General features: G+C 61.3%; 19 protein-coding genes. 8 read left to right on the forward strand and 11 right to left on the reverse strand.

All coding sequences use genetic code 11. The features are described 5' to 3' along the window. The first annotated feature begins 148 nt into the window (after positions 1-148). The 3 genes from KTR60_RS22685 to KTR60_RS22695 all read left to right on the forward strand — a co-directional run bounded on the left by KTR60_RS22685 (position 149) and on the right by KTR60_RS22695 (position 3,291). A complete protein-coding gene (locus KTR60_RS22685; RefSeq protein ID WP_042451513.1) occupies positions 149-874 on the forward strand; it encodes a GntR family transcriptional regulator in 726 nt (241 codons plus the stop codon). A 108-nt stretch (positions 875-982) separates the two neighbouring features. Next, entirely contained in the window at positions 983-2,557 is a 1,575-nt protein-coding gene (locus KTR60_RS22690) for an NCS1 family nucleobase:cation symporter-1 (protein ID WP_228401281.1), read from the forward strand. 5 nt (positions 2,558-2,562) lie between these two features. Further along, positions 2,563-3,291, forward strand: a complete 729-nt coding sequence (locus KTR60_RS22695; RefSeq protein ID WP_007733934.1) for an aspartate/glutamate racemase family protein — start codon at positions 2,563-2,565, stop codon at positions 3,289-3,291. Here KTR60_RS22695 and KTR60_RS22700 read toward each other — a convergent pair. Together KTR60_RS22700 and KTR60_RS22705 are read right to left on the reverse strand one after the other, a co-directional pair. Beyond that, a complete protein-coding gene (locus tag KTR60_RS22700; protein ID WP_042451348.1) occupies positions 3,258-4,433 on the reverse strand; it encodes an MFS transporter in 1,176 nt (391 codons plus the stop codon). The genes KTR60_RS22695 and KTR60_RS22700 overlap by 34 nt on opposite strands. Positions 4,434-4,531: 98 nt before the next feature. Continuing rightward, complete coding sequence (locus tag KTR60_RS22705; RefSeq protein WP_007733929.1) at positions 4,532-4,843, reverse strand: ArsR/SmtB family transcription factor; 312 nt, start codon at positions 4,841-4,843, stop codon at positions 4,532-4,534. Positions 4,844-5,181: 338 nt separating this feature from the next. Between KTR60_RS22705 and KTR60_RS22710 the strand changes: the two genes are divergently transcribed. Together KTR60_RS22710 and KTR60_RS22715 are read left to right on the forward strand one after the other, a co-directional pair. Then, on the forward strand, positions 5,182-6,432 hold the full coding sequence (locus tag KTR60_RS22710; protein WP_416309247.1) for an MCE family protein: 1,251 nt from the start codon (positions 5,182-5,184) through the stop codon (positions 6,430-6,432). Positions 6,433-6,514: 82 nt separating this feature from the next. Then, positions 6,515-7,270 (forward strand): class I SAM-dependent methyltransferase, encoded by a 756-nt coding sequence (locus tag KTR60_RS22715; protein ID WP_042922354.1) that lies wholly within the window; start codon positions 6,515-6,517, stop codon positions 7,268-7,270. Positions 7,271-7,313: 43 nt separating this feature from the next. Here KTR60_RS22715 and KTR60_RS22720 read toward each other — a convergent pair whose 3' ends face one another. The 8 genes from KTR60_RS22720 to KTR60_RS22755 form a co-directional block, all read right to left on the reverse strand. Continuing rightward, positions 7,314-8,066 carry a MerR family transcriptional regulator gene (locus KTR60_RS22720; protein ID WP_030535276.1) on the reverse strand — a complete coding sequence of 251 codons (753 nt, stop codon included), beginning with the start codon at positions 8,064-8,066 and terminating at the stop codon, positions 7,314-7,316. Positions 8,067-8,141: 75 nt separating this feature from the next. After that, positions 8,142-9,629, reverse strand: a complete 1,488-nt coding sequence (locus KTR60_RS22725) for a flavin-containing monooxygenase (protein ID WP_007733920.1) — start codon at positions 9,627-9,629, stop codon at positions 8,142-8,144. Beyond that, positions 9,626-10,546 (reverse strand): hypothetical protein, encoded by a 921-nt coding sequence (locus KTR60_RS22730; RefSeq protein WP_003939862.1) that lies wholly within the window; start codon positions 10,544-10,546, stop codon positions 9,626-9,628. The genes KTR60_RS22725 and KTR60_RS22730 overlap by 4 nt, the downstream gene beginning before the upstream one ends. Position 10,547: 1 nt before the next feature. Next, the gene (locus KTR60_RS22735; RefSeq protein WP_228401282.1) at positions 10,548-11,459 is read right to left on the reverse strand and encodes an SDR family NAD(P)-dependent oxidoreductase; all 912 of its coding nucleotides are present in this window, start codon (positions 11,457-11,459) and stop codon (positions 10,548-10,550) included. Between the two features lie 169 nt (positions 11,460-11,628). Further along, positions 11,629-12,558, reverse strand: coding sequence for an allantoinase PuuE (gene puuE / locus KTR60_RS22740; protein WP_003940421.1), 930 nt, complete (start codon positions 12,556-12,558; stop codon positions 11,629-11,631). 16 nt (positions 12,559-12,574) lie between these two features. After that, positions 12,575-13,561: an allantoicase gene (gene alc / locus KTR60_RS22745; protein ID WP_209447916.1), complete on the reverse strand. Its 987-nt coding sequence runs from the start codon at positions 13,559-13,561 to the stop codon at positions 12,575-12,577. 3 nt (positions 13,562-13,564) lie between these two features. Next, complete coding sequence (locus KTR60_RS22750; protein ID WP_228401283.1) at positions 13,565-14,809, reverse strand: DUF6986 family protein; 1,245 nt, start codon at positions 14,807-14,809, stop codon at positions 13,565-13,567. A gap of 62 nt (positions 14,810-14,871) precedes the next feature. Further along, a complete protein-coding gene (locus KTR60_RS22755; protein WP_039973373.1) occupies positions 14,872-16,899 on the reverse strand; it encodes a CocE/NonD family hydrolase in 2,028 nt (675 codons plus the stop codon). A 140-nt stretch (positions 16,900-17,039) separates the two neighbouring features. On the opposite strand from KTR60_RS22755, the gene KTR60_RS22760 reads away from it, so the two are divergent. The 3 genes from KTR60_RS22760 to KTR60_RS22770 all read left to right on the forward strand — a co-directional run bounded on the left by KTR60_RS22760 (position 17,040) and on the right by KTR60_RS22770 (position 20,514). Continuing rightward, positions 17,040-17,963, forward strand: a complete 924-nt coding sequence (locus tag KTR60_RS22760; RefSeq protein ID WP_007733907.1) for a pseudouridine synthase — start codon at positions 17,040-17,042, stop codon at positions 17,961-17,963. 75 nt (positions 17,964-18,038) lie between these two features. Further along, a complete protein-coding gene (locus KTR60_RS22765; protein WP_007733905.1) occupies positions 18,039-19,574 on the forward strand; it encodes a CYTH and CHAD domain-containing protein in 1,536 nt (511 codons plus the stop codon). 49 nt (positions 19,575-19,623) lie between these two features. Then, positions 19,624-20,514: a universal stress protein gene (locus tag KTR60_RS22770; protein ID WP_030535266.1), complete on the forward strand. Its 891-nt coding sequence runs from the start codon at positions 19,624-19,626 to the stop codon at positions 20,512-20,514. Positions 20,515-20,568: 54 nt separating this feature from the next. Here the strand turns inward: KTR60_RS22770 and KTR60_RS22775 are convergent, their stop codons facing one another. Next, positions 20,569-21,309 (reverse strand): VIT1/CCC1 transporter family protein, encoded by a 741-nt coding sequence (locus tag KTR60_RS22775; RefSeq protein ID WP_007733901.1) that lies wholly within the window; start codon positions 21,307-21,309, stop codon positions 20,569-20,571. Positions 21,310-21,378 lie beyond the last annotated feature (69 nt).

The following is a 21,378-nucleotide window of genomic DNA, read 5'->3' on the forward strand; positions in this document are numbered from 1 at the left end:
CGATCGGCCTCCCGAGCAGCACTCACGCGAGCATGTGATCGGAGCCCACTTGTTCTCCCCCGAGTGCGAGATGCACGACGGCCACACCGGTGTCACGCAGACGAAACAACGTATTCCTACTCTGGCAGACAGACGAAGGGAGAGCGACATGCCGCCGCGCCGTAGATCGGTACTGCTGACGCAACTGGTAATCGATGCTCCCGGAAGTCCCCAACAAACGATCCTCGACGAACTGCGGCGAGTGATTCTGTCGGGTTCGGCGCCTCCGGGTACCCCGATTCCTCTCGGCGACGTGGCTGATGTGTTCGGTGTCAGTCGAATACCTGTGCGGGAATCACTGAAAACACTGGTCGGAGAGTCCTTGGTCGACCATCGACATCAATTCGGCTACACCGTTGCTCAGCTGACGCCGGCAGAACTGCGAGAGATGTACATCGTCCGCGAAACTCTCGAATCAGCTGCATTGGCCGTCGCCGTCGAGCAGGCAACCGAAGAGGATCACGAACACGCCGTCGAGGTGAACTCCCGTTTGGAGATCGCATTGCGCTACGACGACTCTCAGTCCTATCACTGCGAGAGCCGAAACTTTCATCTCGCACTGACCCGACCGTCTCAGATGCTTCGACTGCTGCACATGTTCGAAGCTGCCTGGAACATCACCGAACCAGTACAGCCGATGGTCCATGTTGCCGGCGTCGATCGCCGGGTTCTGCACTCGGATCACACCGCGATGCTGGACGCATTCCTGCGTCGGGACGCATCCGCACTTCTGAGCGCTTCCGAAATCCATCATCGCCGACTCGATACCGTGATCGCGACGCTACCGACAGACACCGGTCTATTGGCCGAAAAAGATATACCGATCACGCAATAGTCGTGCAACACAGCATCGATACCTTTCTCTCAACACAGTTTTCATCACTGACGCTGAGAGCTCGTGGCACCGTCCGCTGATTTCCTGCACTGATGCACAGGAGCTGTCATGACCGACATTCTTCCGTCCCGAACGACCACTACCCCCACTCCGCCAAAGGAAACCGGATCGGGTGACCTTGTCGAAGCCGCGGGTCACCCTGTCGGAAGCGGCCTGATCAAGCCGGGCTACGACCCTCGTTTGACCAACGAGGACTTGGCGCCGCTTCGCAAGCAGACCTGGTCGTCGTACAACATCTTCGCCTTCTGGATGTCCGACGTACACAGCGTCGGCGGATATGTCACTGCCGGTAGTCTTTTCGCACTGGGATTGGCCAGCTGGCAAGTACTCGTCGCCCTGCTGGTCGGTATCACGATCGTCTACTTCTTCTGCAATCTCGTCGCCAAGCCCAGCCAAGTTACCGGCGTGCCGTATCCGGTGATCTGCCGCAGCGTGTTCGGCGTCCTCGGCGCGAACATCCCGGCAATCATTCGTGGCCTGATTGCCGTGGCTTGGTATGGAATTCAAACCTTCCTCGCCTCAGCAGCCCTCGATGTCGTACTGATCAAACTCTTTCCGTCACTCGCGCCCTATGCCGTCGTCGAAGACTACGGATTCGCCGGACTCTCCGCACTGGGCTGGGGAAGTTTCATGCTCCTGTGGGTACTTCAGGCCTGTGTCTTCTGGCGAGGCATGGAATCGATCCGCCGCTTCATCGACTTCTGCGGGCCGGCTGTGTATGTCGTGATGTTCATGCTGTGCGGCTACCTGATCTACAAGGCAGGCTGGAGCGCCATCGATCTCACGCTCGGCGACGTCAAGTACTCGGGGTTCGACGCCGTGCCGGTCATGCTCGGTGCGATCGCTCTGGTTGTCTCGTACTTCTCCGGACCGATGCTCAACTTCGGCGACTTCTCCCGCTACGGAAAGTCGTTCGCTGCCGTCAAGAAGGGCAACTTCCTCGGTTTGCCGTTGAACTTCCTCGTATTCTCGGTGTTGGTCGTCGTCACTGCATCGTTGACGCTGCCGGTGTACGGCGAACTGATCACCGATCCCGTTGCGACCGTTGCACGAATCGACAGCACCTTCGCCATCGTTCTCGGCGCACTCACCTTCACCATCGCCACGATCGGCATCAACATCGTGGCCAACTTCATTTCCCCGGCCTTCGACTTCTCCAACGTGAGTCCGCAGAAGATCAGCTGGCGCGCCGGCGGAATGATCGCAGCGATCGGCTCGATCCTCATCACGCCGTGGAACTTGTACAACAATCCGGACGTCATTCACTACACACTCGAAACCCTCGGAGCCTTCATCGGTCCGCTGTTCGGAATTCTGATTGCCGACTACTACCTCGTGCGCAAGCAGAAGGTCATCGTCGACGAACTGTTCAGCATGTCGCCGACCGGAACCTACTGGTACAGCAAGGGATACAACCCTGCTGCAGTGATCGCCACCGTGGTGGGAGCCGTCGTCGCGATGGTCCCGGTCCTGGGCAAGGACCTCACCGGGATGTACACCGCAGCGCAGTACAGCTGGTTCATCGGTTGTGGGCTCGGATTCACCGTCTATTACCTACTCGCCGCGCGCTCTTCCTCAGCTGTCCGGAATGCTTCCTCTCCCGACACTGTGACGTTCGACTGATCGTCATGAGAATCAAGGTGATCAACCCCAACACCACGTGGGCGATGACCGCCAAGATCGAGGAATGTGCCCGGACCGTCGCAGGCTCGGGCACATTCGTCGAGGCTGTCAGCCCTGCCATGGGTCCCGCGTCGATCGAAAGCCACTACGACGAAGCTCTCAGCGTCCCCGGAATCCTGACCGAGATCGCCGCCGGAGAAAAGAACGAAGTCGACGGCTACGTCATCGCTTGCTTCGGTGACCCAGGTCTTGATGCAGCCCGAGAGTTGGCCAAGGGCCCCGTCGTAGCTGTTGCCGAAGCGGCCATGAACTACGCAAGTTTCCTGGGTCGCGGATTCAGCATCGTGACCACTCTCGGTCGAACCCGCGGCCGCGCAGCCGATCTGGTGGACCGGTACGGCATGCAGGCTCGGTGCCGGGGTATCCACTCCTGCGAGATTCCGGTTCTGGAACTCGATCGTGATCCCGACGCGCGAAAGGTGATCTTGGAAGCCTGTTTCGACGCATTGGAGCAAGACGACTCGGACGTCCTCGTGCTGGGTTGCGCCGGCATGGCGGACCTGTGCCAGGACTTGTCCGACGAACTGGGTGTCCCGGTAGTCGACGGCGTTGCCGCTGGGGTCACGATGGTTCAGTCGTTGGTCACCCTCGGACTGTCGACCAGTTCACGCGGCGAGTTCGCACGGCCACTTCCCAAGAACTACACCGGTACACTGACACCGTTCTCGCTGTGAGCGTGCCTGAGCGAGAGTCGAACACCTGTCACCAGCAGCGCCAGGATCGCGAACAATACTCCAGCCCAGACTAATTGGCGGGTTTCGAAATGCGCGAGAAACAGTCCACCGACCGCAGTGCCGAGCGTAATCCCCAGGTTGGAGAACGAGATGAAAAGGCTGTTGCCGAATTCAGGCGCGTCGACTGCGTCTCGCCCCATCCAGCTCTGCGAAACCACCAGTCCACCGGAATGCACTACACCCCAAACCAACACGGCTACAACCATCGCGCCGAAGTACGGGCCCGCCAGATAGAGCATCACGTAGACGACGATGTACAGCAAGGGAAATGCCACAACCGTGCGCACCACCCCCTTGGCGAGCAGAGCCCCGAAGACGAAGTTGCCGAAGATCATCACGACACCGAAAGCCAAGAGCATCGCGCTGATCCACGATCCGCTCATGCCGGTCACTTCGCCGAGGTATTCGGCAAAGTATCCGTACACCGAGAACATGGCTGCGAAGACGAAGGTGACGGAAAGAATGGTCAACCACACGCGCGGCCGGCGAAGTATCCCGACCTGTGCACCGTACGACAGGCGTTGTGTTACAGGAGCCGAGGGCAGAAGTACGACAATCCCGAAAAACGCGAGAACGTTGACCACGGCGCCGAACACGAATGCTGTCGACACCGAAAAGTTCTCGGCCAAATAGGACGTCAAGGGCACGCCGAACGCGAATCCGACTGTGACGCCTGCAAATACCTTGGTCACCGCGGCGGTCGCCTGTTCCGGCGATACCAGACGAACCGCACTTGCAAGCGCGACAGCGAAGAAGACCGGATGAACCACGGCGGGGATGATCCGAAATGCAAACATCACCTCGAAACTCGATGTGGTCGCATACACCACATTGGAGACCGCAAAGACTGCAATCGCCACCAACAGAACGGTTCTCCTGTTGATTCCCGAGGTGATCAGCGTTGTGAACGGACCGGTCACCGCCACGACGAGTGCAAACACACCGACCAACCATCCGGCAGTCGACGCGGTGATACCGAACTTTTCGCTGATCTGAGGCAGAACCCCGATAATGCCCATCTCCGTAGTGATGATTCCGAATACACCCAACGCCAGAACCGGTATCAACAATTTCGACTTCACGACACACTCCTCACTACTACGTCACACAAGACAGTTACATATCTAGATATGTAGATATATTTGGTTGAACAAACCGGCCGACGAGGGCAATTCGGCCGCTACAGCTTTTCGCGAACGAATTCCCTGAACTCGCCGATCACGGATTCGTTTCGTCGGTAATACGTCCACTTCCCGATGCGCTCGGACTCGAGCAGACCCACGTCTTTCATGCCCTGCAGGTACCCCGAGATCACCGACTGGGCAAGTCCCGATCGCCCCTGGATGTCACCGACACAGACTCCGATGTGAAACCCGAGATCCTGCTGCGTATACGAGTCCTCGTCGAAATACTTCGCCGGGTGCGCGAGCCACTCCATGATCTGCAGGCGAGTCGGGTTGGACAGCGCCTTGAAGATCGCCAAAGCATCCATGGACCACACCCCTCTGCACGACAACCGGAACGCATCTACTTTTATGGATATGTTTGGCCAAGTCAAGCCCGATCCGGACCGAAAGCCGTCTGCATCACATCGAAGCATTCGAAGTGAGCTGCGACACTTACGTTTCGACGACCTGCGGAAATCTCAACGCCGACTTTCTATCTGTGACGACTTGTTTATAGTTATCGCCAACAACGAATTGCCGGAAGTTTTCGGTTCACCTCAGAACGTCCGTGGGTGAACACAATTCGCTCAACACCAGCCGTACCCGGCTTGTCATTCGGGAGTCGAACCATGAACACACCGCATCAGTTCAGGGTCGTCACCTCATGGTGATGTCGAAGCTCGCCAAATGGCAGCTGGTCGCCCTCGTCGTGGTTGCACTCCTGGGCTTGATCTATGTCGGAGCGAAATACGTACGGCTGGACAATCTTCTGGCATTCGGCCAATACACGGTCAAAACCGAACTGGCGACGTCCGGTGGCATCTTCACCAACGCCGAAGTGACCTATCGGGGTGTACCCGTCGGACGCGTCGGTGACATGTCGCTCACGTCCGACGGAATCGAAGTCGACCTGTTGATCGACAGCAGTGCTCCGCAGATTCCCGCATCCGCGCGGGCCGTGGTGGCCAATCGCTCAGCCATCGGCGAGCAGTACGTCGACCTTCAGCCCGATACCGACCAGGGCCCGTTCCTCGAAGACGGCTCGGTGATCGCCGTGGGCGACACAACCACGCCGATCCCGATCGAGAATGTCTTGACCAGCGCCAACGGTCTGGTGCACTCCGTTCCGGTCGACGCACTCCACACCGTCGCGAAAGAACTCGGCGCGGCATTCAACGGCAAGGGCGAAGATCTGCAGGTACTTGCCGACTCGCTGTCGGGGATCTCCCAGTCGGGCCTCGACACCCTTCCCCAGACCCTCGGACTGATCCGCGACAGCCAGACGGTGCTCACGACCCAGTCCGATCAATCGTCGGCGATCAAGCAGTTCAGCACCGACCTCGACGCACTGACGGCGCAATTGCGCACCAGCGACCCCGACATCCGACGCGTGATCGACAACGGCATACCGGCCAGCGAACAAGTCGGCTCTCTCGTCACCGAAGCCGGCCCCGCGCTCACGACCAACCTCTCCAACCTCTCCGCCGTTGCAGCGGCAGCCGCACCGACACTGCCCTCGCTGCAGCCCTTCCTGCTCTTCCTGCCTGCGCTCGCCGGGGCGGCGCCCACCGTTGCACCGGGAGACGGCACAGTACATCTGGGCTTGGTACTCGAGACCAACAACCCGCTCTCGTGCACCGTCGGTTACGAAGGGACCATGGCAATCCTCGACGAGATGAAGCGCAAGGACCCGAACTTCGACGACACGACGCAGAACTTCCCGTTGAACACTGCCGCCAACTGCCAGGCACCTCAGGGCAGCGAAACGGGAGTTCGTAGCGCCAACCGCATCGCGTTCGCCGACCCGAACACCTCGCAACCGTGGGACAGCAAGCCCAAGGTGGACCCGGACAAGCTCAACCTGAACCCGATTGCCACTCAACTCGCACCGATGCTCGGCGCCACCCCGAAGTAGCCGTAAACAACTGGCACCATCGACCCTCCGCGACGATGATGATGTGATGTCGGAAGGAACGCCTGAAGGCGAGTCACAGAGCATGTCACGAGGTTTCGACGAACTTGTCGCCGAAGCGGAATCCGCCTCCGTCGACGGGTGGGATTTCTCGTGGCTCGACGGACGCGCCACGGAGCAGCGTCCGTCGTGGGGGTACCAGAGGCTGATGGGTGAACGTCTCGGCCGCGCCGGCGCCGCATTGGACATCCAGACCGGCGGCGGCGAAGTCCTCGCCGCTGCACCGTCACTCCCGCCGGTGATGGCAGCAACCGAATCCTGGCCACCGAACATCGCCAAGGCCACCGCCTTTCTGCGTCCCCGAGGTGTGGTGGTGGTCGCGGATCAGGACGAGCCGCCGCTACCGTTCGCCGATTCGGCTTTCGACCTGGTGACCAGCCGACACCCAGCGACGGTGTGGTGGACCGAAATCGCGCGGGTACTCGAACCGGGAGGAACGTACTTCGCTCAACATGTGGGTCACGCCAGCGTGTTCGAACTGGTCGAGTACTTTCTCGGTCCTCAGCCGCAGGCTCGTCGCGGACGGCACCACGAGGACGAAACTGCCGACGCGATTGCGGCCGGGCTCACCGTCGTCGACCTTCGTTTCGAGCGTCTGCGCATGGAATTCTTCGACATCGGCGCCGTTGTCTACTTCTTACGCAAGGTGATCTGGATGGTTCCGGGATTCACCGTCGCGCAGTATCGGGACCGGCTCCGCGAACTCGATCAGCAGATCCGTCGCGACGGATCTTTTGTCGCGCACTCGAGTCGATTCCTGATCGAGGCACGCAAGAGCTGAGCGCACCGCGACGGGCCGCACATCCCGAACGTGATCGATGCTGCTAGTCGGACTCGTCGGCGTCGCTCCGCGAGCCGATCGCAGCGGCAAGATAGTCGCCGAGTTCACGCTGAAGGTTCGCGTCGAGTGCCCGGGCCAGTGCCGAATGTACCGACGCCACACCGAGTTCACGCATCGTCTGGAGCATCTCGGCTGTTCCGGCAACCTCGTCGCCCTCCGGGAGCCAACCGACCCCGTGCTGATCGACGATGCGATCCTTCGCCGCCTGAATCAGGTCTTTGGCGATCCCGTCCACAGCGTTGTGAAGCTTTTCGTGCACATCGACCAGTTGATCGAGAGTGAATCCGTAGTCGAGGAGACTCGAAAATCCGCTGAGCAAAGCAGGATCGGTGAAAACGCAGTTCTCTCCTTCGATCTGTACCAGTCCGAGATCTACGAGACGATCCAGTTGACCATCTGCATCTCCCCCGAGAAACTCGCGTACGACGGCCATCTCGATACTCACGGTGTCGCTGCGGGACCATGGTTCGGTGACCGCGTGCTGCAGACCCAGCACCTCTGTCAGGTCTTTCCCGCTTTCCCACCCGGTGATGAAGTCGTCGATATGCGCAGTGGTGAAACCTCGTTGAAGAAGCGTGTCGATCAGCTTGAGGCGTTCGAGGTGCGCGTCGCCGTAGATGCCTACCCGCCCACGCTTCTCCGGCGGAGGAAGCAATCCACGTTCCTGATATGCCCGTACATTCCGCGAGGTGGTGCCCGCAGCGCGCGCTAGATCGTCGATGCGGTACTCGGTCACCGCCTCGTCTCCTCTGCCGCGTCGGTCGTCACGATTCCAACTTAGTGGCAACACCAGGCCGATCAGAACCCGGGATCAGGTCTGCGCGGTGTCTTTCTCGCGCACCGTGCTCGTGTAGTCCCGAAGATCCACCGATTTCAATTGGTTCACGTACTGGGTCGCGAAACCGGGAAACATAGTGGCATTGAATCCTTCGTCGGTGAGATACCAACTCGAACATCCCGAGTTCCACGTGGTCTTCGACAGCCGACGCTGCAACTCGACGTTGTACGCATCTTCGACATCTTGACGAACATCGAGTGCCTTGAGGTCGCGCTCGAGAACGATCTTGATCGCTTGGGCGAGATAGTCGAGTTGCGCTTCCATGTACACAAGGGCGGAACTGTGCCCCGGACCCGAGTTGGGTCCGAAGGTGAAATACAGGTTGGGATAACCGGATACCGCAATGCTCTTGTACGCACGCGCCCCGGATTTCCACTCCTGAGCGAGCACACGTCCGTCCCGGCCGATGATGGGGACCGGTGTTCCGGTCTTGCAAACGTCGAAGCCGGTGGCGAAGACGATGCAGTCGAATTGATGCTCGATCCCTTCGACCGTGCGAATGCCATGTGGCGCCAATCTCGCGATCGGCCAGGTCACGAGTGTGCAATTGTCTTGCTGGAGAGCCGGGTAATACTCGCTGGTCATCAGCAACCGCTTGCACCCTGCCCGAAAGTCGGGAGTGAGTTGTCGCCGCAACCACGGGTCCTTCACCTGCATGCGCAGATGAAGACGCCCGACTGTTTCCACCACCCTCGTCAACGGGGATTCCCACACCACCCCGAGAGCTACCGATTCGTGTCCCCAGTACCAAGCCCGACGCGCCAGAGTCTGGACGACCGGATGACGACGGTACAGATCCTTCGTGCGAGATCGGGTGCGTAGGTTTGCTCTCGGCAATGCCCATCCAGGTGTTCGTTGGAAAACCTTCACTGATCGTGCAGTTTTCACGAGTTCCGGGACGATCTGGACGCCACTGGCTCCGGTTCCGATCACTGCGACCCGCTTGTCGGTGAAGTCGTAGTCATGGTCCCAGCGAGCACTGTGAATCTTGTGTCCTTCGTAGCTCTCCAAACCCGGAACAGCGGGAAAGCTGACGTTCGCCAGCGGACCGGACGCCATGACGACGGTCCGGGCAATGACCGCTTCACGGCCCTCGAGCGCGATCGCCCAGACACCTGTCTGCTCGTCCCATTCGACGCCCGTGACGTTGCACCGAAACCGAATCTTCGGCTCGAGGCCGAACTCTTTCACCATCGTTCGGATGTAGCCGAGGATCTCCGCGCTGGCCGAGTAGGTGTGCGACCAGTCCGGGTTCGGGGCGAAACTGTACGAGTACAGACGGGACGGAATGTCGCACGCAGCCCCCGGATACGTGTTGTCGCGCCACGTCCCGCCGACCTCCGTGCCGCGTTCGAGAACGACGAAGTCCTCGATACCGTTCTGCTTCAACCGAATCGCCGCTCCGATTCCTGCGAAACCTCCACCGATGATCGCCACTGACAGTGGCTCGGCAGTACTCATGCGAGTGGCTCGTACGTAAGTTCCTTGGCCCAGGTCGGCTCGGAATTGAGCCTGCTGCCGGAAAGCCGGCCAGTGACCTTGACCATCCGATCGGCAAGCAGATGGTAGGGATGGTTGCGATTGATGACCATGTTGCCGTGCCACTTCACCACCCGATACATCGGGACGCGGAGCGCGGCCGGACTCCGTTCGCCTACGTTCCTGAATCGCTTCATCGCGGTGTAGAGCCGTTCCTCGTTCACTCCCATGTCGACGATGTTGTCGCGCATCTTGTTCAGCAGCGGGATGTAGCGAAGTGTCCCGATGATCAACGCCGGATTCATCCAGGCGCCGACGGTTTCGACAACGAGCTTGCGCGTCGTCGAGTGCCCGAGCATCTCGATCACCGCAAAATCGACCGCCAGATGCCTGGACTCGTCTGCATTGATCTTCTTGAACACAGCCTGACAGACCGGATCCTCGATCTCGTCCATGATGAACTTGACCAGGGCTCCGTCGAGCGCCACCTCGAGCATCGGTATGACGGTCCCGAGAATCGAGAGCGACAAACCGTCGGAATGCTTGTCCAGCCAGTCGATGACGAGCTTGACGTTGATGTTGGGCTCGGGCATCTCGTCGCCGTCCAGCATTCCCCAACGACGCATCAGCGCGAGTTCGGCGTTGGCGTGCTTCTGTTCCTCGGCGTGGAAATGCCGATAGATGTCTCGGAGAGTTTCAGTCGGCGCCTTGAGAGCCATCGCAGCGAAGCCACGGGCACCGACGTTCTCGATCCACATCAGGTCCGACATGAACGGTTTCAGCTTCGCATGAAGCTCTGGACTGATCGTCTCGGCGCCCGGGGCATCCCAGTCGATGTCCACCAGAGCCCATTGGCGGTCCTTGATCTTGTGCAGCATGCCGTCGAAATCGAAGGACATGTCACGCTCCTTTCGTGCTCGGCGAGTTCGTCTCCGGCGCCGCCGAAGTTCCAGATGAACCCGACTTCTGTTTCGGTGCAAAGCGATTGAGAACTCCACAGCCCCAGGTGTATGCAACGGGTAGATACCGTTTGAGTCGCCAGATCACCTTCGCATCGAACTGCGGCACCACGTAGAGTCGACCCTTGTCGTAGGCGTCGAGAGTGGTGACGGCGATGCGCTCCGGCGAAAAGCCGGTTCGCCGCATCAACGCTTGCGCCAATTGTGTTGCTTCCGCGGTGATTCGGCCGTCGAGAGCAACATTTGTCTTGACGAAGGTCGGACACAGCACCGTCACCCGCACTCCCGTACCGGCAAGTTCAGCGGACAAGGTCTCCGAGAGCGACATCACGGCGGCTTTACCGACGTTGTAGGGCGCCATCAGTGGCGCAGCCGCAAACCCAGCAGCCGAGGCCACGTTGATGAATCCCCCGGCGCCGCTCGCACGCAGTTGTGGAGCAAATATCTCACAGCCGTGCACGACACCCCACAGATTGATCCCGAGTGCCCACTCCCAATCGTCGAAACCGATCTGGCCCACCGGTTTTCCACCGATACCCACCCCGGCATTGTTGATCACCAACGAAAGCGGACCCGCAAGTTCGAGTTCCGCGAACAACGCCAGGTCCTGAACCTGCTCACGAATTGACACATCGCATTTGACGGCGTGCGCGGTACCACCGATCTCATCGATGAGTGCCACTGTTTCCTTGGCCCGTTCCAGCGAGATATCCGCGCAGATCACCTCACCGCCTCTGCGCGCCAACTCCAACGAAAAGGCACGGCCGATTCCGCTGCCGGCGCCGGTCACCACTGCGCGGGCATTGTGGGACACCTTCGATCCGCGGTTCTTGGTCGGTTTCCTGGTCGGCACCGGTCGGCTCACCTTGAAGACGCTTCGACTGCTGTGTGTTTCTCCATCTCCAAAGAGTCATCCACAACCGTGCCAGTTGTCAATGGCCTAGAATTCGATGGCGGAATACGCGGCAGTCGAACCAGTACCCGGACTGCTCGAATGAAATCTTTTGTCGACCGACCGTGATCTAAACGGGGTGCGCGGTCTTCCAGTGCTCGGCGATGTCGATGCGCCGCGCGATCCAGACCTTCTCGTGCGACTGCACGTGGTCCAGAAATCGCTCGAGAGCGGCCGCACGGGCAGGGCGGCCGACTATGCGGCAGTGCAACCCGATCGAGAGCATCTTGGGCGATCCGGCCGTCCCCTCCGCATACAGCACGTCGAAGGCATCGCGTAGGTGCGCAAAGAACTGATCACCGCTGGGAAATCCTGCGGGAGAGGCGAAACGCATGTCGTTGGTGTCAAGGGTGTACGGGACGACCAGGTGCTTCACCGATTCTGCGCCACGCGGAACGTCGACCCAGTACGGCAGATCGTCGGCGTATGAATCGGAGTCGTAGACGAAGCCGCCGTGCTCGACCACCAATTCGCGGGTGTTCGGTGAATCGCGCCCGGTGTACCAACCGAGGGGCGCCGAACCCGTCAGATCTCGCAGAATCTGCACTGCCTCGGCCATGTCTGCGCGTTCGCGCTCGATGTCCACGGATTGGTAAGACTTCCAACGTAATCCGTGGCACGCGATCTCGTGGCCCAACTCCTGAAAAGCACTGACTGCTTCGGGGTTCCGCTGCATCGCCCGCGCCACCGCAAAGACGGTGAGAGGCAGGTTTCGCCGCTCGAAGGTTCGCAGTACACGCCACAACCCGGCCCGTGAGCCGTACTCGTACAGCGATTCCATGCTCATGTGTCGATTCGGAAATGCCTCTGCCGGAGTCATTTCCGACAGAAATGTTTCCGAAGCCGCATCCCCGTCCAGGACGTTGTTCTCGGCTCCCTCTTCGTAGTTGAGCACGAACTGAACCGCTATCCGCGCGTCGCCGGGCCAGTGCGGATGCGGCGGATGAGGGCCGTACCCCACCATGTCCCGGGGATAGTCGTCGCGCGGATAGTCGCTCATGCCAACAACTTTACCGTCAGCGCCCGGAGATCACAGCGCGAGCAGCGTCGGTGAGTACGCCGAAGACTCTCAGCCGCGCCAGGCCACCGTCCGGGAAGATGTCCAGACGAACATCGGTGACCGGGACTTCGGAATCGATCGGAAAGCGATGGCGCGTATCCGGACGCAGCGTCGTGCGCGGCAACAGTTCGATCCACTCCCCCTCCGACGTCCGCCCGGTCAGAGCACCCTCACCTGGACTGTTTCCGAGGAAGTACGAGGTGTCGATCTCGACGAAACTCAGTACGCCTTCACCTGCGAGTTGTACTTGCACCCAGTCGTTTCCGTTGTCGCGGCGCCTGGCGGTCTCCCACCCGTCACCCATCGAAGCAGCGCGTCCGGGAAACAGGATGTTCTGCGGTGAGCTGTAGAACATGTTGGAGCAATCGGTCACGCGGCCACCGTTTTCGAGTGCTGCGAGGTCCAACGGCCCGGCATCGAGGAAACGCGGGTCCGGCCGCGCTTCGCCGTGAACACGGAATCTTGCCACGCCGCCGTCCGGGTAAATGGTCAGCTTGACGTGCGTCCACCGCTCCTCCGACGCCACCGAGAACGGATTCTCCGAGTCACCGTGCACGGTCGAGCGCTCGACGATGGTTGTCCACTCGCCGGATCCGGCCAGGTCGGCGGGATCCGGATACCCGTCGACCGAGATTGCTTCCACCGAGATCTCGGGCGGGTAATTGCCCTTGAACCACGCGGTGTCGACCACGACGCCTCGCACCACTCCGGGAACACCGAGTCGAACGATCGCCTCGTCATGGCCTGCCACCCGGCGGCGACGCGTCTCCCAACCGTCGTACACCTGCCCCTTGTGACCGAACGTCGCCGGCTGGTACCCGGCCTTGCCTGGGCGGATCAGGGCCTCACGCTCGGCAAACGCCTCGTCGTTCGCCCAGATGACGGCTCCGCCGAGGGTGCGCAGTGCGAGATCGGGCAGCAAGGTGAATTCGGTGGTGCTCATCGGTCAGTGTTCTCCTGTGATCGGTGTGGTGCGTCCTACGAGGTGACGGAGTGCGTTGGTGTCGGCGCTCGGGGCGAGTCGGAGAACTTCGGATTCCGGATAAGCCCCCGCGTCGAGCCCGCGCAGTACCACCGCTGCGAGCGCCTGGGCGGTTGCAGGTTCGTCCATCACGTCGCCACCTTGGCGCCCCAAGTACGACTGGATGCGCGGGGCAGCGGCGCCGAGCGCGTTGCGATAGAAGCCGAACGTGGCGAGCCAGCGGGTGACCAGATGCCCAGGGTGCATGTCCCACCCCTGGTAGTAACCGCGTTCCAGGGACCGCGTGACGAGGCGATGGTGCCGAGTGATCGCGTCGCGGATCGCCGTGGCGCTCCCGATAGGCGCGACCTGAGTCGACCCGTCGCACACCCAGACGCCGGTCTGCGCGGCAGCAGCCAACATGACAGCCTTTGCGTGGTCTGCCACCGGATGTTCGAGCGACTGATGACGCGATGCAATTCCGCAAGCTGCACTGTAATCGTAAGTGCCGTAATGCAAACCGGTCAGACGACCGGCACCGCGATGGATGGCCTGAGCAACTGCCACCGTTCCGTCGGCCGCGATGACCGCCTGCGGGCTCTCGATCTGCAACTCGAACCGAAGCGAACCGAGCTCGAGTCCGTGCGCCTTCTCCAGCTCTTCGCAGAGCAACACCGTCGCCGTGACCTGCTCCACCGCGCGCAGTTTGGGAACGGTGAAGACAAATCCGTCCGGCACTCCGCCGGCCGCGTCGAGCACAAGCTCGAGCGTCCTGATCGAGCGCCGACGCTCACCGGCCGGCAACCCCTTGAACCTGATGCCACTCCAGTTCGGCCCGGCAGGATCAGCGCTGAGCGCGGCAAGCGTTTGTCCGGCCGACGTCGCTGCATCGTCTTCTTCTTCGTCGCTGCGGCGTCCGTACCCGTCCTCGAAATCGATCCGAAAGTCTTGGACCGGCTTGCGGCCGAGTTGAACTCGCACATCAGCGAGCGCATTCTCCGTGTCGAGGTCGGCGAACACATGAGCATGGGAATCGAGAAGCGCGATCGCCTGCTCACCCCAGAGTCGAGGCGTGTCGACGGTTGCATCCGCGGCACTGACGTAAATCGTGTGCACGGGTTGGATCTCGTCACGGTTTCCCGGGTACTGCACCGCGAGCCGCTCGTCCACCGGATCCAGAAGTCCGTCCAGACGATCGTGGACGGCGGCGGAGAGTCGGGATTCTGTCATCGGACGATCTTCTCAGAACGTCCGCGAGCCCGCAGGTTCTCACGCCACCGATCCAATCCGAGTCAGCGGCCCCCGACGAACGGAACGTTGACGAAGCTCGGCCGGTCTGCAGCCAACTCGATGTGCTGCGGTTTGAGTTGGCTGTCGGCGAGCATCGGGCCGAGCGCCAGGTATCGCGGCACGCTGGCAGCGTAGACGTCGACGCGGAGCCGGTGCCCCGGTTGCAGCACTGCGTCCGTCGGGAGCATGTTGATGTCGACGGTGGTGACCTCACCGGGAACCACCGGCTGACGCGTGTCGATCGTCAGATAGTGGTGCGGTTCACTGTAGTCACCGTTGGCCGAGCGAGTGCTCTTCGAATCGTCGACTGCCCGCAGCGACGCAGTCAGAGCGCCGTTCGTGATCGGTGTCGATGTTCCGTCCGGTGCTACGTCGTTGACCGTCGCTGCCCAGAATCCGTCCGTCGCGTCCAGGACGGTCTCGAGGTGGACGTTGATCGGGCCCGAGAGTGAGGTCGGCTCCGTCACTGCCTCACCGGTGAACGTCAGGCCCTCCGCTTCCTGGAATCGGGAATCCTTGGAACACGTCGCACCGAGCACCACGGAGATCCCGGCAGTTCCCTGAGTTCCGTCACCGGAGCAGAAGCCTCGCAGTCCTGGTGCGACTGTCAATCGCGCTGCGGCACTGGGCGGGTCATTCGTCAGCGAACCGTCGTACGCTGCGTGGGCGGCAGTACCGCTGGGCGCAGAGTTCAGATACATACGTTCGTAGCTCGCACCGGCTCGCGGGAACTGATCGTCCGTGATCCATCCGCCGCCTTGCTGGAACATCGTCACCGGACCGTAACGATCGATTCCGTTGTCGATGCCCTTGAGCCACTTGTCGAACCACGCACGTTCGAGTACGTCGAGGCGCGGCGGCGCACCGTCCTTGCCGAATCCTCCACCGGGAGTGACGTGATAGCCGTTCCCCATGATCAACTGCTTCTGCCCGGGCGGCAGATCGATTCCGTTGTAGATCCGCGGCTCACTGTTGGCGAAGATGTCGTGCCAACCGCCGTAGACCATCGTCGGAACGGCGATGTTGCCGACGTCAGCGGCTCGGTCCTGATAGAACTGCCCGTCTTGCGCGACTTGCAGAGTCGACGGCGACACGTCCTCGATTCTCTGAGCCGTCATCGCTTGCACCAGTTCAGGAATCAGCGTTCCCGGATCCTCGAGGCGGCTCGCCAACCACAGGGGATCGAAGTTTCCTTGCAGGATGTCCTGAACGTTCGGGATGAGTTTGAGCCCGTTGACCGCGGTCAACCACAACGGCATGAACCCGACTCCGAGGCCGCCACCGGTTCCGACGATGTCGCGCAGCAGATCGTTGCCAGGTTCGACCGGGAAGATCGCCTTCAGTGCAGGTGGATTGTTGCTCGCCGCCTGCACCGAGTTGATCGCGGAGTACGAGATGCCCGCCATCCCTACTTTCCCGTCGGACCATCCTTGCTTGCTCATCCAGTCGATGACCTCGACCGAATCCTGTTGCTCGCGCTTACCGAGCACGTCCCAATTACCTTGGGAGAAGCCGGTTCCACGTGCATCGACCACTACCTGCGTGTATCCGTTCTGGACCAGATCACGGTTGACGCCGAGAACCCTGGCGCCTCCGCCGGCGATGACGCCCGTCAACTCCGACACGCCGTCGAACGGCGCCGCGAGGTCGAGCGAGTTCGCAACGTCCATCAGCGTCTCACCGACCTGCGGGATCGACAGAGCTGAATCCACCAGTGTGTCCAGCAGTTTCGTGTACGGCGTGATGTTGAGGACCGAAGGCGTCTTCGATTCCACGGCCCGCCCGGATGCATCCGCCGGTCGGTACACATTCGCTTGCAGAACTGTGCCGTCACTCATCGTGATGGGCACGTCCCACTCGATGGAGACCCCCGGATACTGCGGCGTCGCCTCCGTTGCCGCGAGCCAGGCCTGCCCGTCCGACCCTCCCGTCGGATCCGCAGAAGCGACGGCGCTCGGCACCGTCAATCCCACGACGCACAGCCCCACCGCAATCGTTGTCGACCTTCGACGTAGAAGTCGTGTCCTCACGAAAACCCCAATTTTCTGTTGTGATGACCCAGCCCTGCCCCCACGACAGTGACCGGTGTCACGAACTTACCGGATAGTAACTTCCGTCCCATATGTCGTCAATAGGTCTGAATGCCGACCGGACGGCTAGCTTTGAAGATGTGTCACGATCACCGCTTCCCGTCCGCGACGGCCTGAACCCCAGTCGCATCCGTCAGCCCGACGACGGCATGTGGACGACGACGCTCGACTACCTGCTCGAACGGTTCCCCCAGGACGCCGTCCGATTGCGGGAGAAGGTCGCAGCCGGGGAGGTCGTCGACGAGAAGGGTGTCGGAATCACCGAGACGAGCGCTTTTGCTCCCCGGCGGTTCGTCTACCTGTACCGCGACCCTCCCGTCGAAACGCGGGTGCCGTTCGAGATCGACATCCTCTACCGGGACGAGAACATCTTGGTCGTGGACAAACCGCATTTCCTGGCGAGCACCCCGCGCGGGCGATACATCGCCGAATCGGCGTTGGTCCGCTTGCGTCGGGACCTCGAACTACCGGAGCTGAGTCCAGCTCATCGCCTCGACCGCGTCACGGCGGGACTGCTGCTGTTCACCGTGCATCAGGCAGCCCGGCGCGACTACCAGACCATGTTCGCCGAGCGCCGCGTCGCCAAGGAGTACGAGGCCATCGCGCGTCACGACGCTCAGGTGAGCACCCCCGTGGTCGTGCGTAGTCGCATCGTGAAAGAACGCGGCGTGCTCAAGGCCGCGGAGATCGAGGGCGAACCCAACAGCGAGTCGCGGATCGAACTGATCGAAACGCGAGACGGCTTCGCGCGGTACCGGTTGATTCCCCATACCGGCAAGACCCATCAACTTCGGCTGCACATGACCTCGCTCGGGCTCCCGATCCACGGCGACAACTTCTATCCCGACTTCTACGACGTTGCCGCAGAAGATTATTCGAACCCGCTGCGCCTGCTGTCGAAGGTTCTCGAGTTCGAAGATCCGAAGACCGGCCGGCTGCAACGGTTCGAAAGTCGGCGGACCCTGTCCTGGCCGGACGAATCAGGCCGTGGCGACTCGCCGTAGGGACCCCGGACCCTTCCACTGCGCCTCCGATACCGGGAGGATGGAAGCGCAGACCGCACCGCAAGAGGAGACCAGATGAGCAAGACCGCCGTCGTACCCGAAGCCGTACGGGAGATCGAGCGCAAGTACGAGGCGCCGGCCGAGCAGGAAGTTCCTGCCTTGGGCGGACTTCCCGGTGTTGTCGGCGAACCGGTCCACGACTCGATACAGCTCTCTGCCACCTACTTCGACACCGCGGACTACCGGTTGCTGGCCGAGAAGATCACGCTGCGCAAGCGTGAGGGTGGCGACGACGCGGGGTGGCACATGAAACTTCCCGCAGGCCAGGACACTCGAACCGAAATCCAACTTCCCCCGGACGAGAGCACCGATGTGCCCTCGCCGCTGTCGAGTCTGATCCGGGCGATCATTCGCGGTCACGATCTGGTGCCGGTCGCCCTGATCATCACCGATCGGGAGCGCACCAGGCTCAACGGCGAAAACGGTGTGCTGCTTGCCGAAGTGGTCTCCGACACCGTCATCGCCTGCAAGGCAGACGGTTCCGGAGAGTCGACGTGGCAGGAAGTCGAGGTCGAACAAGGCGCAGGCGGGCAAGAGCTGGCCGATGCAATCGAGTCGGTTCTACTGGACGCCGGGCTGGAGCGCTCTGCGAGTCCGTCCAAACTCAAACGAGCACTGGGCACGTCGGTCACACCGTACGCCGGTCACGAGGTCACCTCGGGCAAGGCGTCGAATCCGCGGATCTTGTTGCGTAATTACCTCATCGAACAATTGCGCGCACTGGTCGCCGCGGATCTCGGCACGCGTCGGGCCGACGACGAAGCCGTTCACGACTTCCGGGTTGCGGCACGTCGCATCCGCAGCGCTCTGCAGTCGTACGCCGGCCACTCCCCCAAGACCGACGATCTCATCACGGATCTGCGGTGGATCGGTGGAAAGTTCGGTGACGCCCGCGACGTCGAGGTCCAGTGGGAGCGTCTTGTGGAACGCCTCGGCGAAATCGACGAGATGCCCGAGCGAGAAGCTGTGCGAGCTCGAATCGACGAGTTCTTCTCTGCACGTGGTGAAACCGCCCAGGAAACAGCCCTCGAGGCGCTCGATTCCGAGCGATACACCACGCTGCTCGATCGCCTCGACGAGTACGTCGGCGACCTCGAATTCGACACCGCCACCCACCGCGTCGGAAAGAAGGCATCGGCACGAGAGTTGGCCCATACCCTGCGGCACCTGGCACACAAGGTCGGTAAGCGGGTCGATCACGTCTTCGATGCCGATAGCCGCACCGAGCGTGACGAGCGAATGCACCGCGCCCGCAAGGGAGCCAAGCGGATGAAGTACGCGATCGAGGTCATGGAACCCGTGTCGAAGAGCCGAGCGAAGCGTGCACTGAAGCATTTCAGCCACTTCCAGGATGTTCTCGGCGAGCACCAGGATTCCGTTGTCGCCCAACATCATCTACTTGCAATGGCAGCCGAGCAGGAGCATACCTCGCTCACCAGTTTCGGATTGGGCATGGCCTACCGACGAGAACTGGAAATAGCCGACGGGCAATCGACCCTGCTACGCAAGACGTGGAAGGAAGCCGTGAAGTCAGCATCGTCACTCTGGTGACGTCGCTGTAACCAGTCGACCGATCTCGATCATTTCAGAGGGAGTAGACATGAACACACTTGCAGGACACCAGGATATCGTCGCCGGTATCGACGGATCCGAGGCCTCGACGGCGGCGGCCCGGTGGGCGGCCTCCGTCGCGAACGCGGTGAACTCACGACTGATTCTGGCGCACGCCCTGCCGCAAGAGGGCCCGATCTACAGTCCCGCTGCAGTGATGTTGCAGTCACAGTTCCTCAGCCAGATCCGCGAAGACGGCGAAGCGATCGTCGATGCCGCCGCCACGGTGATTTCGGCCGAATTCCCCGAACTGACCATCGAATCCGAGATCGCGCCAGGGCCGGCGTCGACGCATATCCTCGAATCCTCGGGTACCGCACGCCTGATCGTGATGGGGTCGACCGGATCGGGCGCACTGCGCTCACGGCTGCTCGGATCGACCGCACTGAAGGTGGCCAATCATGCAACCTGTCCGGTCACCGTGTGGCGTGGTTCGGCGGAGAATCCCGGTCCGGATCAGCGTCCCGTCATCGTCGGAGTCGACGGAAGCGCGTTGAGCAAGAAGGCCGTCGAGTACGCGTTTCGTTATGCCGATCAGTTCGACGCGCCGCTCATCGCGGTCCACACCTGGCAGGGCTCGTCCACCTTCCGCGAAGGCGGAGCGGGAATCCTGATCGACTGGGAGGCTGTCGAGCAGGAGGAATCGGCGCTACTGGCGGAAAATCTAGCCGGTATGGCCGACCAGTACCCGGACGTGCCGGTCACCCGCATCAGTGAACCCGGTGCCGCTGCTCCCGTCATGCTCAAATACGCCGACGACGCACAGTTGATAGTTGTCGGAAGTCACGGCCGCAGTGCGATGGCGGGCGCCGTGATGGGCTCCACCAGCCAGAATCTGCTGCACCATGCGCCAGGGCCGGTCATGATCTGTCGCGCCTGAATTGCTGTGCGCCTTTATTAACCCCCCGCGGTTAATAAAGGCGCACAGCAGGGGTCAGGCGAGACCCGTGCCCACCAACTGACCTACTCCGTACGTCACGGCCATCGCCAGCGCGCCGCCGATCACCACGCGTAGCACCGCTCTGGTCTTGCGAGCTCCGCCGAGCGTCGCGCTGATCGTCCCGGTCAGCGCAAGTGCGATCAGCACCGCGAAAAATGCGATAGGGACGCGGATGCCTGTCGGCGGCACCAGAATTGCGACCAACGGGATCGCCGCGCCGATCGTGAACGAGATTGCCGACGAAATCGCTGCATGCCACGGATTGGTGAGATCGTCTGGATCGATACCCAATTCGACTTCTACGTGCGCCGCGAAGGCGTCGTGCTCGGTTAATTCTTCGGCGACGCGGCGGGCCGTCTCCGGACTCAATCCCTTGTTCTCGTAGATCTCGGTCAGTTCCTGAAGTTCAGCCTCCGGGGTCTCGAGGAGTTCCTTCTTCTCCTTCTGCAGGAGTGCGCGTTCGGTATCCCGCTGAGCGCTGACCGAGACGTACTCGCCCAACGCCATGGACACAGCGCCGGCAACCAGTCCAGCAAAACCGGCTGTGAAGATTGCTGAGCGCTCGGTTGTGGCTGCCGCAACACCGACCACGAGGCCTGCGGTCGAGACGATTCCGTCGTTTGCACCCAGAACACCTGCACGCAGCCAGTTCAGGCGATTGTTCAAACTCGGTGCGTGAGGTTCCGATTCCCCACCGGGCGCCCCGTCGGTCAACTGCACACTGTCTCCGGACATGGCAACAGATTAGGACGATCAGTCCGGTTGCGATAGCAATCTGAGCCTGTCCTTCGCGCACTGATATAT

This window comes from Rhodococcus sp. C1, assembly GCF_020809065.1.
Taxonomy (GTDB): domain Bacteria; phylum Actinomycetota; class Actinomycetes; order Mycobacteriales; family Mycobacteriaceae; genus Rhodococcus_F; species Rhodococcus_F qingshengii.